The sequence below is a fragment of the Brenneria sp. g21c3 genome (genome assembly GCF_040240345.1).
Lineage (GTDB): Bacteria > Pseudomonadota > Gammaproteobacteria > Enterobacterales > Enterobacteriaceae > Brenneria.
Genome location: NZ_JBEIAB010000002.1, coordinates 442,014 through 457,917 on the forward strand (window position 1 = coordinate 442,014; position 15,904 = coordinate 457,917).

Annotated in this window: 10 protein-coding genes; 8 read left to right on the forward strand and 2 right to left on the reverse strand. The window is 54.0% G+C overall.

Going from position 1 to position 15,904, the window contains the following annotated elements:
- The first annotated feature begins 11 nt into the window (after positions 1–11).
- The 6 genes from ABRZ28_RS04645 to ABRZ28_RS04670 all read left to right on the forward strand — a co-directional run bounded on the left by ABRZ28_RS04645 (position 12) and on the right by ABRZ28_RS04670 (position 8,693).
- Positions 12–1,007 (forward strand): type IV pilus twitching motility protein PilT, encoded by a 996-nt coding sequence (locus tag ABRZ28_RS04645; protein WP_330519611.1) that lies wholly within the window; start codon positions 12–14, stop codon positions 1,005–1,007.
- 396 nt (positions 1,008–1,403) lie between these two features.
- Positions 1,404–2,717, forward strand: a complete 1,314-nt coding sequence (locus ABRZ28_RS04650; RefSeq protein WP_330519612.1) for a GntP family permease — start codon at positions 1,404–1,406, stop codon at positions 2,715–2,717.
- A gap of 16 nt (positions 2,718–2,733) precedes the next feature.
- Complete coding sequence (locus ABRZ28_RS04655) at positions 2,734–3,882, forward strand: glycerate kinase family protein (protein WP_319604480.1); 1,149 nt, start codon at positions 2,734–2,736, stop codon at positions 3,880–3,882.
- A 396-nt stretch (positions 3,883–4,278) separates the two neighbouring features.
- Positions 4,279–5,433, forward strand: a complete 1,155-nt coding sequence (locus ABRZ28_RS04660; RefSeq protein ID WP_330519613.1) for a CdaR family transcriptional regulator — start codon at positions 4,279–4,281, stop codon at positions 5,431–5,433.
- Positions 5,434–5,766: 333 nt separating this feature from the next.
- On the forward strand, positions 5,767–7,332 hold the full coding sequence (locus tag ABRZ28_RS04665) for a PTS transporter subunit EIIC (RefSeq protein ID WP_330519614.1): 1,566 nt from the start codon (positions 5,767–5,769) through the stop codon (positions 7,330–7,332).
- Positions 7,333–7,343: 11 nt separating this feature from the next.
- Positions 7,344–8,693: a class-II fumarase/aspartase family protein gene (locus ABRZ28_RS04670; protein ID WP_330519615.1), complete on the forward strand. Its 1,350-nt coding sequence runs from the start codon at positions 7,344–7,346 to the stop codon at positions 8,691–8,693.
- A 92-nt stretch (positions 8,694–8,785) separates the two neighbouring features.
- Here the strand turns inward: ABRZ28_RS04670 and ABRZ28_RS04675 are convergent, their stop codons facing one another.
- A complete protein-coding gene (locus ABRZ28_RS04675) occupies positions 8,786–10,333 on the reverse strand; it encodes a BglG family transcription antiterminator (protein ID WP_319604484.1) in 1,548 nt (515 codons plus the stop codon).
- Between the two features lie 286 nt (positions 10,334–10,619).
- Positions 10,620–12,176, reverse strand: coding sequence for a methyl-accepting chemotaxis protein (locus ABRZ28_RS04680; protein ID WP_319604485.1), 1,557 nt, complete (start codon positions 12,174–12,176; stop codon positions 10,620–10,622).
- A gap of 754 nt (positions 12,177–12,930) precedes the next feature.
- Between ABRZ28_RS04680 and nsrR the strand changes: the two genes are divergently transcribed.
- Positions 12,931–13,356: a nitric oxide-sensing transcriptional repressor NsrR gene (gene nsrR / locus ABRZ28_RS04685; protein WP_319604486.1), complete on the forward strand. Its 426-nt coding sequence runs from the start codon at positions 12,931–12,933 to the stop codon at positions 13,354–13,356.
- A gap of 41 nt (positions 13,357–13,397) precedes the next feature.
- Positions 13,398–15,854, forward strand: coding sequence for a ribonuclease R (rnr, locus tag ABRZ28_RS04690; RefSeq protein WP_319604487.1), 2,457 nt, complete (start codon positions 13,398–13,400; stop codon positions 15,852–15,854).
- Positions 15,855–15,904: the final 50 nt, after the last annotated feature.

Sequence of the window (15,904 nt, forward strand, 5' to 3'; positions counted from 1 at the left end):
GGAGATTATCGATGAATGTGGATGAATGGGTGTCGTTTAGTGTAAAGCATAATGCCTCGGATCTGCACCTGTGTAGCGGACATCCGCCGGTGTTGCGCGTAGACGGTCTGCTGCGCATGGAAAATACCTTACCACGTTTGCGCCCGGAACAGCTGGAACAATGGTGCGCCGACTGGCTTGAGCCGCCCCAGCTACGGCAGCTTCGACGCTGCGGTCAATTGGACTGCGCCCTGGTGCTGGCGGACGGACAGCGCCTGCGGGTCAATCTGTTTCGCCAGCGTCTGGGGTTATCCGCCGCGCTGCGCATCATTCCGTCGGCCCATCCGGCGTTAACCACGCTGCGCGCGCCGCCGATCCTGTCTGAACTGCTTGAGAAGCCCGACGGCCTGATTTTACTGACCGGCGCCACCGGCAGCGGTAAATCGACCACGCTGGCGGCGATGACAGCGGCGCTGAATCAGAGAAGCCGGCGGCATGTGATCACGCTGGAAGATCCGATCGAGTTTATCCATAGCAGCCGGCAGTGCCTGATCCAGCAGCGCGAAATCGGCCGGGACTGCCAATCGTTCGCAGATGCCCTGCGCGCTGCGCTGCGCGAAGATCCCGATGTGATTTTGTTGGGGGAACTGCGCGATACCGAGACCATCCGCCTGGCGTTAACGGCGGCGGAAACCGGGCATCTGGTGCTGTCCACCCTGCATACCCGCAGCGCGGCGCAGGCGGTGGATCGGCTGGTGGATGTGTTTCCCGGCGATGAAAAAACCTTTGTCCGCAGTCAGCTCGCCGCGTGTTTGCAGGCGGTGATTGCGCAAAGGCTGCTGCCGATGCCGCAAGGCGGGCGCGTCGCCCTGTTTGAAGTGCTGACGGCCACCTCCGCGGTCAGCAATCTGATCCGCGAGGGGAAAAGCCATCAGTTGCCCAGCCTGATCCAGAGCGGCGGGCAGGCCGGCATGCAAACGTTTGAACAAAGCCGTCAGCAGCGTATCCGGGAGGGGCTGCTGCGTTAGGCAGCTTTTTGGTTTAAAAATATCGCAGATTGACGGCATTCACGGGCGAGCGAGCGGGGATGGGCGGCAGTCCTCGATTTTCCCGGCGCCTGGCGCCTGGCATCAAACGCCGTCTTACCCTGTTGGCGCGCATTGTGATAAACCTCTCGCTTTCTTGTTCCGCAACATAAAAATTTTTATTTAAACGGCCGATTTTTCGTGTTGCGACACATAGGCCATTTTAGGTGCGCGTAATAAAATAACGACCAACCAATAGATGAGAGGCAGTTTTTATCGACTCAATGGTTTTTTGATAGAACGATATTTTTAATGATCGCGAATTAATACAAATTCCACCAGGGAACTTTGTATCGGCACCCTATTATCGATAACGTAGAAAATATAAGAGGTTTTATTATGCATACCATCGAACCATTGGCATGGTACGGGGCGTTAATCGGTCTTTTTATTGCTATTGTCCTTATTTTTAAGAAAATAAATCCCGTTTATTCATTATTTCTTGGCGCGATTATCGGCGCGATTATCGGCGGCGCCAATCTGGATCAGACGCTGGCGTTATTAACCTCCGGCACGCAGAGCCTGATGGGTACCGTTATCCGCGTGCTGGCCGCCGGGGTGCTGGCCGGCGTGATGATGGAGTCGGGGGCGGCGGAAACCATCGCGCAGGCCATCGTAAGAAAGATGGGCGAAAGTAAAGCCATATTAGCCCTGGCGTTAGCCACCATGATTATTACCGCCGTCGGCGTATTTATTCCCGTCGCGGTATTAATTGTGGCGCCGATTGCATTATCGGTGGGGAATAAAATGGGCATATCGAAGCTGGCGTTATTGCTGGCGCTTTCCGGCGGCGGTAAAGCGGGCAATATTATTTCTCCGAATCCCAATACCATTGCGGCGGCGAATGGTTTTCACCTCAATTTAAGCGACGTGATGATCGCGGGTTTTATTCCCGCCCTCTGCGGTTTGCTGATGACCGTGATGGTCGCCTCATTGCTGAAGAATAAAGGCATCAAGGTCAGCGAAAGCGAAGCCGCGGCGGCCTACGGAACGCAAAACGCGAAGAACGAGAAAAGTTATCCGTCGTTGGGGAAAGCGATTGTCGCGCCTGCGGTCGCCGTTATCCTGTTGATGGTTAACCCTATCGGTTCCATCTTCCACATCAGTTCGCTGTCCGCCTTCAAACTTGATGCGCTCTACGTACTGCCGCTTGCCGGCGTCGTCGGGCTGATCGCGATGGGGAAAAAAGACAAGATCATCGCCTATACCACGTCCGGGCTGGAAAAAATGACGGCGACCGTGCTGATTCTGATCGGCGCCGGATCGATAGCCGGGTTGATTGCCGCCTCCGACCTCTCCGTACAGGTCGTGCAATTGATTAATCTTATGGGGATTTCCGGCACCTTCCTGGCGCCGATCTCCGGCATTTTGATGGCGGCGGCGACGGCGTCGACCTCTACCGGCGTCATTCTGGCCACCAGCACTTTCGGTCACGCGATTTCCAATATCGGCATCGCGCCTATCGCCTCTGCGGTCATGGTGCATACCGGCGCGACCGTGATCGACTCTTTACCCCAGGGCAACTATTTCCACGTTACCGCGCAGAGCATGAACATGAGCATCAGACAGCGTATGTGCCTGCTGCCGTATGAAGCGATTGTCGGGGGAACCATGACGATTGTCGCCACCGCGCTTTACGGCTTTATTTTTTAGGATGAGGCAACCCACAATGAAAAAAGAAACCTTTGTTTTAGCTCCCGATTCTTTCAAAGAGAGCATGACGGCGAAAGAAGTGTGTAACGCCATGGAAAAAGGGTTAAGAAAAGTCTTTCCTGATGCGAACTACATTCATGTTCCCATGGCCGATGGCGGTGAAGGCACCACTCAGTCATTAATCGACGCCACACAGGGCAGCCTGTATGCCCTGACGGTCACCGGGCCGTTGGGTAAACCGGTGGAAGCCAGCTATGGCATCATGGGCGACGGCGAGATCGCCGTGATCGAGATGGCGTCCGCCAGCGGCATCCATTTTGTCGACCGCGACACCAAAAATCCGCTGGCGACCACCACCTACGGCACCGGCGAACTGATCCGCGCTTGCCTGGATAGGGGCATTAAAAAGATCATTCTGGGCATCGGCGGCAGCGCCACCAACGACGGCGGCGCCGGCATGGCGCAAGCGCTGGGCGCGCGTTTCTATGACGCCGCCGGCGAACCCCTGCCATGCGGCGGCGGCGCGCTGGGACGCCTGCACCGCATCGATGTCTCCGGGCTGGATAGCCGTCTGGCGCAGGTCGATATTCAGGTCGCCTGCGATGTGACCAATCCGCTGTGCGGCGAACAGGGCGCTTCCGCGATTTTTGGGCCGCAGAAGGGCGCCACGCCGGACATGGTGGCGCAACTGGACGCCAATCTGGCGCACTATGCCGCGGCGATCCGCAGCCAGTTGCATAAAGACGTCGCCGACATACCGGGCGCGGGCGCGGCCGGGGGGCTGGGCGCAGGTTTGATGGCCTTTACGCGTTGCTCGTTGCGCAAAGGCATTGATATTGTGGTGGAGTTCAGCGGGTTGCGCGATAAGCTGGCCGGCGCCGATTTCTGCTTTACCGGCGAAGGGCGCATCGATTATCAGACCAAGTTCGGCAAAACGCCTTATGGCGTCGCCAGAACCGCCAAAGCGCAGGGCGTACCCGTGATTGCCGTCTCCGGCTGTATCGGCGATGGCGTGGATACGCTTTATGACGAAGGCATCGATGTTATTTTCGGTATTATTCCGCATATCGATAGCATTGACGCCTTGCTAAAAGACGGCGCCGTGAATATGGCGCGCGCCTGCGAGAACATTGGCCGGTTACTGAAAACAGCCGCGTATAAATAATACCCGGCGTATAAAAACATCATGGTTAAAATCGTGATCCTGCCGTGGCGTGACGAGATCGCGCCGCGGCTTTTCATTGCTGCTGAATAAGGCGTTTTTTAAATAAACCAGATGGCGTTTTATTTAATAACGCGCAGTGATATTCCCTTTGGAATATCAATAGGGATGTTTTATTAAATTACAAAAAATAATAGCGGATTAGATGGCGTTTTCGTCATTAGGCATCATGTATATTTATACCCGTCATCTTTCAAGTTGCCGGTGCGTTGGCTGTGTTACTCGCCCCTACGGGGCCAGCGCAAGCGCTGTTCAAAACACTATGCGTTTTGTCCTGCAACTCGAAATCTATTGGGTATATGCGCTATTTTATTTTTTCGCCGCATCAGAGGATAATAAATGACGGATTACTATTTTGACGCGAAATTAGCTTATTCGATCGTCAAACGAACCATGGATATTATTGACTGTAATATCAACGTTATGGATGCCAAGGGCCGCATTATCGGTAGCGGCGATCAAGATCGTATCGGCGAAATTCACGAGGGGGCGCTGCTGGCCCTGACGCAAGAGCGGATCGTATCGATTGACGATGCCTCGACGCACACCTTGCATGGCGTGAAACCGGGCATCAATTTGCCGTTGCGCCTGAACAACCAGATTGTGGGGGTTATCGGTTTGACCGGGAACCCGGAAGGGTTGCTGCAATTTGGCGAACTGGTCTGCATGACGGCGGAGATGATGCTGGAACAGGCGCATTTGTTGCAGCTCTTGGCGCAGAACAGCCGTCTGCGCGAAGAACTGGTGCTGAGCATGGTACGCAACGACGTCTATTCCTTGACGATGCAAGAGTGGGCGCAACGTCTCGGGGTCGATTTGCAACAGCCGCGCGTCGCCATGGTGGTGGAGTTGGACAGCGGGCAGTTGGGCGTGAGTACCGCCATGAGCGAACTGCAACAGTTGCAGTCGTTGCTGATGGAAACCGGCAAGGATGATCTGATGGCGATTGTTTCGCTCACCGAAATGGTGGTGCTGAAACCGGCATACCTGCACGCGGAGCGCTGGGAGCCGGAGGAGCACAAGCGCCGGATGGCGATGCTGCATCAGCGTCTGCAACAGGAAAGCCCGCTGAAGGGGCGTCTGGCGCTGGGCAAGTTTTTCCCTGGCGAAGGGGGCGTCGCCCGCTCTTACCAGACGGCGAAAACCACGATAAAAGTGGGCAAGCGGCGCATGCCAGACGTCCAGTGCTACTGTTATCAGGACATCAAACTGCCCGTTCTGCTGGATAGTTTGCGCGACGGTTGGCAGGCGACCGAACTGGTTAGCCCCTTGAAGCGGTTAAAAGCGATGGACGGCAATGGCGTGTTCAGAAAGACCCTGCATACCTGGATTCGTCACAACCAACAGGCGGGCGCAACCGCCAAGGCCCTCTTTATTCACAAAAATACGCTGGAATACCGGTTACGGCGCATCGCCGAACTGACCGGGTTGAATCTGTCGCTGTTTGAGGATCGCTTCCTGCTTTACGTCGCCGCGCAGCTGGACGAGGAGTAGTTGTTTTCATACTTCAAGTTGCCAGTGCGTTGACTTTGTTATTCGGCCCTCTCTTTTTCGGGGTCGCTGGCCGGTCGGATGGGTTCCCGACGAGTTTGTCCTTTACTTGCCGCGTTATGCCACTCGAATGATTTCGAATATACAACCTGAGTTAATTACGCTAAGCGCAGCGACTTTTCCTGTGCTTCAGTCAGAATTCTTTTTAAATTGTGAATGCCGTCATTATTTTTCAGGGGCAAATGATGAGCTTTAAATCAGCCGTTATTTGACCTTGATGGCGGGATTGTCGTTAGTGTTCTATAAGACCTGTAAATCCACACCAGGGATCTTATTATGAACGCCAATTTTAAAAACGAAATACAAACATTTGGACGCTCGCTATTGTTACCCATTGCCGTATTAGCGCCCGTCGGGATGTTAATGGGTATTTGCAGCGCGTTGGGACAGGCCTATATGATCGATAAGCTGCCTTTTTTAGGTAATGCTTATTTCAAGGCTATTCTGTCGTCCGTTGGTTCAATCAGTAGCGTGGTTTTTCAAAATATCCCGCTGCTGTTCGCGATGGGCGTCGCTTACGGCATGTCGAAAAAAGAAAAAGGAATCGCGGTTTTCTCATCGGTGATCGCTTATATGACGCTGCTGATCTCCATGCACGTTCATTTAAAGCTGATGGGACAATTAGTCAGCGAGGATATGGCCTTTGTCGGGCAGGGCATGGTGCTGGGGATTCAGACGCTGAAAATCGAGGCGCTGGGCGGTATTATCGCCGGTTTACTGGCGGCTAAGGTGACTGACCGTTATTATCGCCTACAGTTGCCGCTGGCTTTTGCGTTCTTCAGCGGTAAAAAATCCGTCGCGATTTTATCCATAGCCTTCACTATCCCGGTCGGGTTGCTGATCCCTTTTATCTGGGATGTATTTACCGCGGGCATGAAGAGTATTTCAACCGTGATGATGGCGCCTCATATTGGTTCGGGGATCTATATGACGCTGAACCGGCTGTTGATCCCGTTTGGCTTGCATCATGTCCTGAGTTCCACCGTGCGTTTTACCGAGGCGGGCGGAACCTATTTAATCGACGGTCAGACTTATGTCGGTATTTTGCCGGCCATGAACAAAATTCTTTTTGAGTTAGGTCCCAACCATCCGGCATGGAATGAATTGATGCCGACGTTGTCCAGTTATCTGGCGTCGTCGCAAATGCTGACCACCTTATTCCGCGTGCCTGCCATCGGCCTGGCGATGTATCACATGGCGTATTTCAAGAATAAGAAATTCGCCAAAGGGATGATCTTGACCGTGGTGCTTACCGCCGTCCTCGGTAATATCACCGAACCGCTTGAGTTCTCCTTCCTGTTTATTGCGCCGAAACTGTTTATCGTCTATTCGATATTGTGCGGATTATTAACCATACCGCTGCAAATATTGGATGTCTCCATCGGCTATATTCGCGGGACGATTTTTGATTTCGGTATTTTCGGCCTGATGTATGAAAATACCCACTGGGTCAATCTGCTCGTGCTCGGCAGTATCAACTTTGTGGTGTTTTATTTCTTCTTCCGCTGGGCAATCGGCAAATTCGATATAAAAACGCCGGGCCGTGAAAGCGAGATCGCGGACAGCACCCTGTTAAATAACAAAGAGTATGACAAAGTGGCTCAGCTGGTGATTGAAGGGCTGGGGGGAAAAGCCAATATCAAGCGGGTGGAAAACTGTGTTTCCCGTCTCCGCGTCGATCTGCACAATCAGAAACTGCTGCAAATGGCGTTGCTTAAAGATGCCGGTTCCATGGGAACATTTATTCCGTCCAGCAACCATATTCATGTTGTATTCGGGCCGCATGTGGAGTTTGTCCGTAACGCGGTGGATGACGCTTTAGCCGGAACCAGACAAGATTAAGAGGGCCTGACATGCGCGCACTGTACGATTCAAAAAGCAAAACCATCGATCATAAAGGGATGAAAGATCTGTTCACTCACGAGGCGAGGGTGCAGTCATGGCTGGATATTGAAGCCGAACTGGCGCTGGCGCAGGCAAAAGTGGGGATGATCCCGCAGGCGGCGGCGCAGAATATCGCCGCCAATTGTAAGCTGGAACGCATTGATTTGGCGGAGATCGAACGTCTGCTGCAACAAATCGGCCACGGTTTTGTTCCGGTGATCAAAGTGCTGGTCAATGCCTGCGACGCCGAAAGCGGCAAGTATGTGCATTATGGCGTGACGACGCAGAATATTCAGCAAACGGCGCATCTGTATCTTGCCAAACGGTTCCATCAACAGCTGATGCAGTTTGTGGACGGCGTGCTGCTTAATCTTGCCCGGCTGGCGACGGAACATAAAGACACGCTGATGGCGGGCCGCACGCACGGTAAACATGCGTTGCCCATCACCTATGGCTATAAGGTTTCCGTGTGGATTTATGAACTATTGGGCGCGGTCGAGCGCATGCAGGAAGCGGAAAAACGGGTCTTTACCGTGATGATGGGCGGCGCGGTCGGCGCGTTCCACGCCACCGGAGAACCCGGTCGCCGGGTGCAGGATCTGGTGGCGGAGGCGCTAGGCATGTACTCGATGCCTGTCCCTGCGCGTAATGCGCGGGTGTATCGGGCTGAATACATCTCGAATCTGTGCCTGTTGGCCACCACGCTGCATAAAATCGCCGAAGAGGTGTACCAAACCTCCAGCGAAGAGTTCGGCGAGGTGTCCGAAGCCTTTGCCAGGGGAACGGTCGGCAGCAGCACCATGCCGCAAAAGGTTAATCCCAAGCTGGCGAAGGGCATTATCGCCAATGCGCAGAGACTGTATGCCGTGCTGACTTCGTCGCTGTATGTCTGTCCGCGTCCGTTTGAAGCGGATAGCTCCGCCTACTTTATTTTTGACGCCAACCTTCAGGAAAGCATGGAGCTGATGGCGGAAATTATCCTGCGCGCGGAAGAACTGACCCGCACGCTGGTGATAAACAAGGCGCGGATGCGGCAAAATCTGGATTTGACGCATGGGTTGATCAATAGCGAAAAAATCATGATGAAGCTGGTGGATAAGCTGGGCAAGGATCCGGCCCATGAACTGGTTTATCAGGTGGCGATGCGCAGCACCCATGACGATATCGCCTACCGCGAGGCGCTGGCGAGCAACCCGGTGATTGCGGCGAACTTCTCGCAGCAGGAGATCGCCGAACTGCTGGATCCGGCGGCTTATAGCGGATTATGCGCGGTACTGGCGGAAGAGATGGCCGAGCAGGTATTCAAGCGGATAGCGTAAATTCGCACGATTTTTCCCGCAAAACATCAGGGGGGCAACGGTCGTTGCCCCCTGTTTTATTCAATAATGAGTTTGATCGAATAAAAATAGTATCAGATAAAAAAATCGGGGTAGCGCTGCTCCAGCCACTGACGGCGCTGTTGTTGATCCATTTCCGCTGTTTCCTGCAAAAACGCCTCAAGGGGAATTTTCTTTTTCGCCCTGGAAAGCCCTTGCTTGCTCAATAAGGCGATATCATCACGGGTAAGGTAAAAATTCACTTTGATATAATCCAGGCGATAGTATTTCAAATAATTGGATATTTTATTGGTGAAGGTAATTAATAAGTCACAGGGTAATTGCTCCAGCCGCTGCAACTCATTGATGTTGACGCATTCAATAATATCGATATGAAAATACGATTTAAGCGTCTCTTTGAAATAGCCGACCTTGCTTTCTGATGAATTGGTCACGATGACGACGCGTTTTTTCGGCTCGTCATAGAGGCGATTTTGCAACTCGTACTTTTTCAGAATCAAAACCAGCGTCGCCAGATGAATAGGCGAAAATGCGGTTTGATAATGTCGCTCAATCGGCGCGGTAGCCTGACAAACGCCGTCATATAACGCGCTGTAATGGGTCTGTACATCGTGCAATTTTTTATCATCAAAATAGAGATTGAATTTATTCTGCACGATGGCCGAATAAATAAACTGATACAGCTCGGAGAAAAACGCGTGGGTATTATGAATCCGCGCCCGTAATAAAGGCGACAGCGCGGCGCATAATTGCCGCACATGCCGGATTAGCACGGGATCGTACACATTGAAAGGGCGGCGGGTGAAGGTGAGCGACGAGATCAGCAAATTCAGAAACTGATTCTCATGGCGCGGTTCCAGCAGGGAAAAATCCAGCGACTGGATAAAGTCAAGCTGTCGGCCATCGGCGATCGTATGGCCGCGCCGGATGCGATGCAGCGCCATGCTCATATAGACCAGGAAATATTTCTTGCCGTTATAACCCAACTGTATCAGCGGTTCCAGGCGCTGCTGGTAAAGGGCGGCGGCCGTTTCTATTTCATCGGCGCACTGCGTTAAAAATTGGGCGGCAATGGATTTATTGATCGGTTCATTCGCCCGGTGGGGAACCAGGCGGTGGTGTTCCCCAATCTCCACGGTTTTTATAATAATCAAGCAGATAGCGATGCGTAGTGAAATCTCGTCGCCATCCAGCCGCGATCCCTGCTTGGGGATGCTGGTCATCGTCAGGTGGTTGGCGTGTAAAAAGCCGAGCAGCGCCTGATTATCATTTTTCAGCGTCGTCGGGCTAACGTGGAATTTCCGGTAATATTCGCTTTTATTCACCACATCCTGCAAACACAGCGCCACGCTGAGATCTCTGATGCGTTCTTCCGCCGTGGTGATATAGCGGTTGAACTGAATGTGTTCCAGGAAATTGATATATTCCCGATAGCGCATGGCCGTTGTAATGAACTGATTATCAATATGCAGATGGGCGGCGGGCTGAAGCTGTTCATTAACCTCTTTCATGGTGCGCTTAAGCGTGGACAGCGTTTTGCCGAATTTTGCGACGGCTTCTTCAATCGCCAGCGGGCTGTGCTCCTGCACGTATTTCAGAAAGGTAAGATCGAAACGGTTCATGGCGTACTCATGAGGACGATTAACTTAATTATGCGCTGAGCGAAAACAGGCTCATAAAACTGAGTGTAGACCCTATGAGATTCTACAACGGCGATGGCCGACCATACTGCCGGTCAGTCTGCATTTTTCTATAGAGCCTTCATCTTTCAAGTCGCCGGGGGGCTGACTGATGACTCGGCCCTTTTCCGGGGAGTTGAATTTACGGCGCGGGTTTGCGGGGAGGATAGCGGCTAGCGTGCGACGACCGCGTCGTCGCACGATGGCGTTTGTTCAGGCATCGTTATCGCTACACCTGAAACGTCGACATGGAGCGGATCAACTGCTGAGACTGTTGTTCCAGCGATTGGGTGGTCTCAGAGAATGATTTCACCAATTGGGTGTTTTGCTGCGCCGCCTTGTCAATCTGCGTGAAGGCGATATTGACCTGTTCAATGCCACGGTACTGTTCCTGCGTGGCGTTGGAGATATTTTTCATCAACTGGGTGATGCGCATGATCGCGCCATCCATTTCGTCCATGGTTTCGCCCGCGCGGGAAGCCAGTTCCAGCCCTTCGGAAATGCGCGTTTGTGAATCGGTGATCAGCGCGCGGATCTCTTTCGCCGCCTGCGCGCTGTTGTGCGCCAGATTGCGCACCTCGCCGGCGACCACGGCAAACCCGCGCCCTTGCTCGCCCGCCCGGGCCGACTCAACCGAGGCGTTCAGCGCCAGAATATTGGTCTGGAAGGCGATACCGTCAATCACGCCGAGGATGTCGTTGATCCGTTTGGCGCTGGAGTCGATTTCCTGCATTTTCTCGATGACATAACAGACCGACTCACTGCTCAGACCGCTGGTATCCGCCACGCTGTCGGCCAACTGGCGCGCCTGTTCCGCATGTTCGGCGTTATTTTTCACCGTTGCGCTGAGCTGCTCCATACTGGCCGCCGTTTGTTCCAGCGAGGCGGCGGACTCTTCCGTCCGCTCGGAAAGACGGTTATTTTCGGCGAACAGTTCGCGGCTGCCGCGATCGATTTGGGTACTGGCGTCACGCACCTGTCTGACGGAATCCAGCAGCGCGCCCTGCATCCGGCCTATCGCATCGTTCAGCCGCCCGAGTTCGTTATTTCCGCCCTGCATCACGCGGCAGGTCAGATCGCCCTTCGCCACGCGCTCCAGTTGCTCAATGGCGTAATTCAGCGGGTTGAGCAGCATGTGACGCAGCGCGACCCAGGCCAGCGCCACCAGCGATATCGACAGCAGACAGGAAAAAATGATGAGTAGCCGCATTAAGCGTTCATTGCGTTCGGATAACGCCAGTCTCTGTTCAGAGAGCTGCTGCGCGTACTGGCGAAACGTCTGGATGGATTGATCAAATGCGTCGCTTAGCGGGCCGAGCTGTTTTTCGAGTACGTCGTAGTATTCGTCGGTGTACTGTTTTTGCAAGGCGCTGAGCATCGGCGTCATGCCTTGTTCGAGATAGGCCAGGTAGGTTTTCTCGACCGCCAGGGCCAGCTGGTGCCGCTGGGTGTTGGCATCGACAGACTCGATGACGCGGGTAATTTCCTGCTGAGACTGGAGCAGATTGTTTTCTACCGTTTTTGTCGCTTGCGTTCCGTCGTCAAGCAACCCGCTTTCAATTTTTCTGACCGCCAGCGCGGCCGATGCTCTGGCTCTCAGCGTCAGGTTATAGCCGCTCATCAGATTGCTTAATTCTATTCCCTGAATTTTATTCAGCGACAGAAGCGCTTCTTTATCCTTTTTAATTGCCAGGATACCCATAGCGCTAACAATAAGCAGTAATAGCGTGGTCAATAATAGTAGCGTCAATAACCCGGTGCGAATGGAGATGTTTTTCAGTCCCATTGTTTCCTTTTCCTTGTGTGCGATATACAGAGACAAACGTCGTAAACCTTGCAGCCTCGTTAAACCTCAGTTTCCTTCGAGGCCATTCATCAAACAAAACATCACAGAAATTACGGGGTTAGTGCGGCGCGAGCATAGCCGATAGCGGGAAAGCCACAATAAAATGAGTGAGATACGACCACGCAGACTACCCGGATAACCGGGTAAATCATCTGTCCGTTAACGGATTGGCCGGACAGGCGCGGGGCTTTAGCTTGTCTTTTACGCTCTGCTTAACTAAAAATCGGCTTAAAAACGATAATCATTAGGGCCATGCGACAGATATTTTCATTTTATTGGGAAACCTGTGACGCCGTGCGCTTCACCCGGGCGTCGGCGCTGGAAATATCATGCGATAAAAGCGATGACCTGTTTTGGTACGATCGTCAGGGAAAGACAACATGCGTCGGCCGCCGTCCCTCAACGCGAAGGGTTTAGAACATTGTCGGCATATATCTCTGTATTATCGTTAAATAATTAGCCGTAGCGTTTGAGGCTGGTTTATTATCTTCAATATGGCGTATCTGAAACCTGGAGTCTGGCGCATCCGCTCCTTTTTTCAACGCGCATGAGTTTTATGACAACGTCGTCCTGTGGCCGTCATCCGCGCCAATGCGGGGATGTCAAACCACACCGAGCCGCAGCGAAAATGCGGTGTCAGCAGGCAGGCGTTTGCCACGCAGGAAAACGATACCCGGAGGTATCAGAGGTACATGTGCAGTTAACGAGTTTTACGGATTATGGCTTGCGGGCGCTGATTTATATGGCGTCGTTGCCCGTCGGGCAAATGACCAGCATTTCAGAAGTGACTGAAGTGTATGGCGTATCGCGTAATCATATGGTCAAAATTATCAATCAACTTAGTCGGGCAGGGCTGGTGATGGCCGTGCGCGGGAAGAATGGCGGGATTCGGTTAGGCAAGCCCGCGGAGACGATCCGAATTGGCGATGTGGTGCGGGAGCTGGAACCGCTCTCGTTAGTTAACTGCCATCATGATTTTTGTCACATCACAACAGCCTGTCGGCTGCAACAGATACTCCGACACGCGGTCCGGCATTTTCTGCATGAACTGGACCAATATACGCTGGCCGACCTGGTCAAAGAAAACCCGCCACTTTACAAATTATTGTTGGTTGAATGAGCTATATTCAGCCTCCAGATGATGACAACGGAGGAACCGCAATGTCACAAGATCCCTTTCTGGAACGAGAAGCGGAAAAATACGAATCCCCGATTCCCAGCCGCGAATACATTCTGGCGCATATCGCCAAACGAGATACCCCGATCAAGCGGGAAGAACTGGCGGCCGATCTGCAACTCACCAGTGAAGAACAGCTCGAAGCGTTGCGCCGCCGCCTGCGGGCGATGGAGCGCGACGGCCAGTTAGTCTTTACCCGTCGTCAATGCTACGCCTTACCGGAAAAACTGGATTTGCTGCGCGGCACGGTAATCGGCCACCGCGACGGCTACGGCTTCCTGCGCGTGGAAGGCCGCAAAGATGATCTTTATCTGTCCGCGGAAGAGATGAAACGCGCCATTCACGGCGATGTGGTGCTGGCGCAGCCGATGGGCGCGGATCGCAAAGGACGGCGCGAAGGCCGTATCGTGCGGGTGCTGGAGCCGCGCACCGGTCAGATTGTCGGCCGCTATTTTGTTGATGCCGGCGTCGGCTTTGTCGTCCCGGACGATAGCCGCCTCAGTTTCGATATTCTGATCCCGCAGGAAAACGTTAACGGCGCCCGCATGGGCTTTGTGGTGGTGGTGGAACTGACGCAGCGCGCGACGCGCCGGACAAAAGCCATCGGCAACATTGTTGAAGTGCTGGGCGATAACATGGGTACCGGGTTGGCCGTAGAGATCGCCCTGCGCACTCACGACATCCCGCATACCTGGCCGCCGCAGGTGGAAGAGCAGGTCAAAGACCTGGCGGAAGAGGTGCCGGAAGAGGCGAAAAAAGGCCGCGTCGACTTACGCAAGCTGCCGCTGGTGACCATTGACGGCGAAGACGCGCGCGATTTCGACGATGCGGTCTATTGCGAGAAGAAACGCGGCGGCGGCTGGCGTCTGTGGGTGGCGATTGCCGACGTCAGCTACTACGTGCGTCCGAATACGCCGTTGGATCACGAAGCGCGCGCGCGCGGCACATCGGTTTACTTCCCGTCACAGGTGGTGCCGATGCTGCCGGAAGTGCTGTCTAACGGGTTGTGTTCGCTTAACCCGCAGGTCGACCGTCTGTGCATGGTGTGCGAGATGACCGTGTCGGCGCAGGGGAAACTCTCTTCGTATAAATTCTATGAAGGGCTGATGAGCTCCCATGCCCGTCTGACCTATACCAAGGTATGGAGTATTCTTCAGGGCGACGCCGAACTGCGCGAGCGCTATAAACCGCTGGTGGGCGGTCTGGAAGAGCTGCACCGGATGTACAAGGCCCTGGATCAGGCGCGCGAAATCCGCGGCGGCATCGCTTTTGAAACGGAAGAAGCCAAATTTATCTTCAACGCCGAGCGCCGCATTGAACGGGTCGAATCCGTGGTGCGCAACGACGCGCACAAGCTGATTGAAGAGTGCATGATTCTGGCGAACATTTCCGCGGCGAAATTCGTGGAGAAAAATGAAGAGCCGTCGCTCTTCCGCGTACACGATCGGCCCAGCGAAGATCACGTTCTGGCGCTGCGCAGCGTGCTGGGCGAACTGGGGCTAACGTTAAAAGGCGGTATGAAGCCGCAGCCGAAAGACTATGCCGCTCTGATGTTGGAAGTGGCGGATCGGCCCGACAGCGAAATGCTGCAAACCATGCTGCTGCGTTCGATGAAACAGGCGGTCTACGATCCGGAAAACCGCGGCCACTTTGGTTTGGCGCTGGCGTCCTATGGTCACTTTACTTCGCCTATCCGCCGTTATCCCGACCTGGCCTTGCACCGCTCCATCAAGTATCTGCTGAGCGACCGCAAAGCGCGCTGGACGCCGACCGGAGGCTGGCACAGCGATCTTAACGAAATGCTGCAACTGGGCATGCACTGCTCGCTGACCGAACGCCGCGCCGATGAGGCGACCCGCGACGTAGCCGACTGGCTGAAATGCGACTTCATGCAGGATCACGTCGGCGAAGCGTTCACCGGGATCATCTCCAGCGTCACCGGTTTTGGTTTCTTTGTGCGTCTCAACGATCTGTTTATCGACGGGCTGGTGCATGTCTCCACGCTGGATAATGACTACTATCGCTACGATAATATCGGCCAGCGTCTGATTGGCGAGTCGCGCGGTCAGGTTTATCGTCTGGGCGATGAAGTGGAGATTCGCGTCGAGGCGGTGCATATGGACGAACGCAATATCGATTTCGCGCTGGTTTCCAGTTCGCGCAAGCCGCGCGGCGAAGGCAAAACGGCGCGCGATCGGGCGAAAAAACCGGATAACCGCGAGGCCAAGCCGGCTCGCCGCCGCCGTAACGCCGCTAAGCCGGCCGCCAATTTCGAGCCGGATGCCGCGTTCCGAAAAGAGGGCGAGCGCAAAGCCAAACCGGCTAGCGGCAAATCGAAGCCGAAAAAGAGCGCCGACAAAGGCAAAAAGAACGGCGAGAAAACGCGTAAGATTGCGGCCGCAACCAAAGCCAAACGCGCGAAGAAGAAGTCGGTCGAGTAATATTCACCGCCATTCCCTCTCCTGCGAAGGGGAGGGGAAGAGATTGTCAT

Coding starts and splice junctions, on each gene's coding strand:
- ABRZ28_RS04655 (WP_319604480.1), top strand. CDS start 2,734: ATGAAAAAAGAAACCTTTGTTTTAGCTCCCGATTCTTTCAAAGAGAGC.
- ABRZ28_RS04675 (WP_319604484.1), bottom strand. CDS start 10,333: ATGAACCGTTTCGATCTTACCTTTCTGAAATACGTGCAGGAGCACAGC.
- ABRZ28_RS04665 (WP_330519614.1), top strand. CDS start 5,767: ATGAACGCCAATTTTAAAAACGAAATACAAACATTTGGACGCTCGCTA.
- ABRZ28_RS04660 (WP_330519613.1), top strand. CDS start 4,279: ATGACGGATTACTATTTTGACGCGAAATTAGCTTATTCGATCGTCAAA.
- rnr (WP_319604487.1), top strand. CDS start 13,398: ATGTCACAAGATCCCTTTCTGGAACGAGAAGCGGAAAAATACGAATCC.
- ABRZ28_RS04680 (WP_319604485.1), bottom strand. CDS start 12,176: ATGGGACTGAAAAACATCTCCATTCGCACCGGGTTATTGACGCTACTA.
- ABRZ28_RS04650 (WP_330519612.1), top strand. CDS start 1,404: ATGCATACCATCGAACCATTGGCATGGTACGGGGCGTTAATCGGTCTT.
- ABRZ28_RS04670 (WP_330519615.1), top strand. CDS start 7,344: ATGCGCGCACTGTACGATTCAAAAAGCAAAACCATCGATCATAAAGGG.
- ABRZ28_RS04645 (WP_330519611.1), top strand. CDS start 12: ATGAATGTGGATGAATGGGTGTCGTTTAGTGTAAAGCATAATGCCTCG.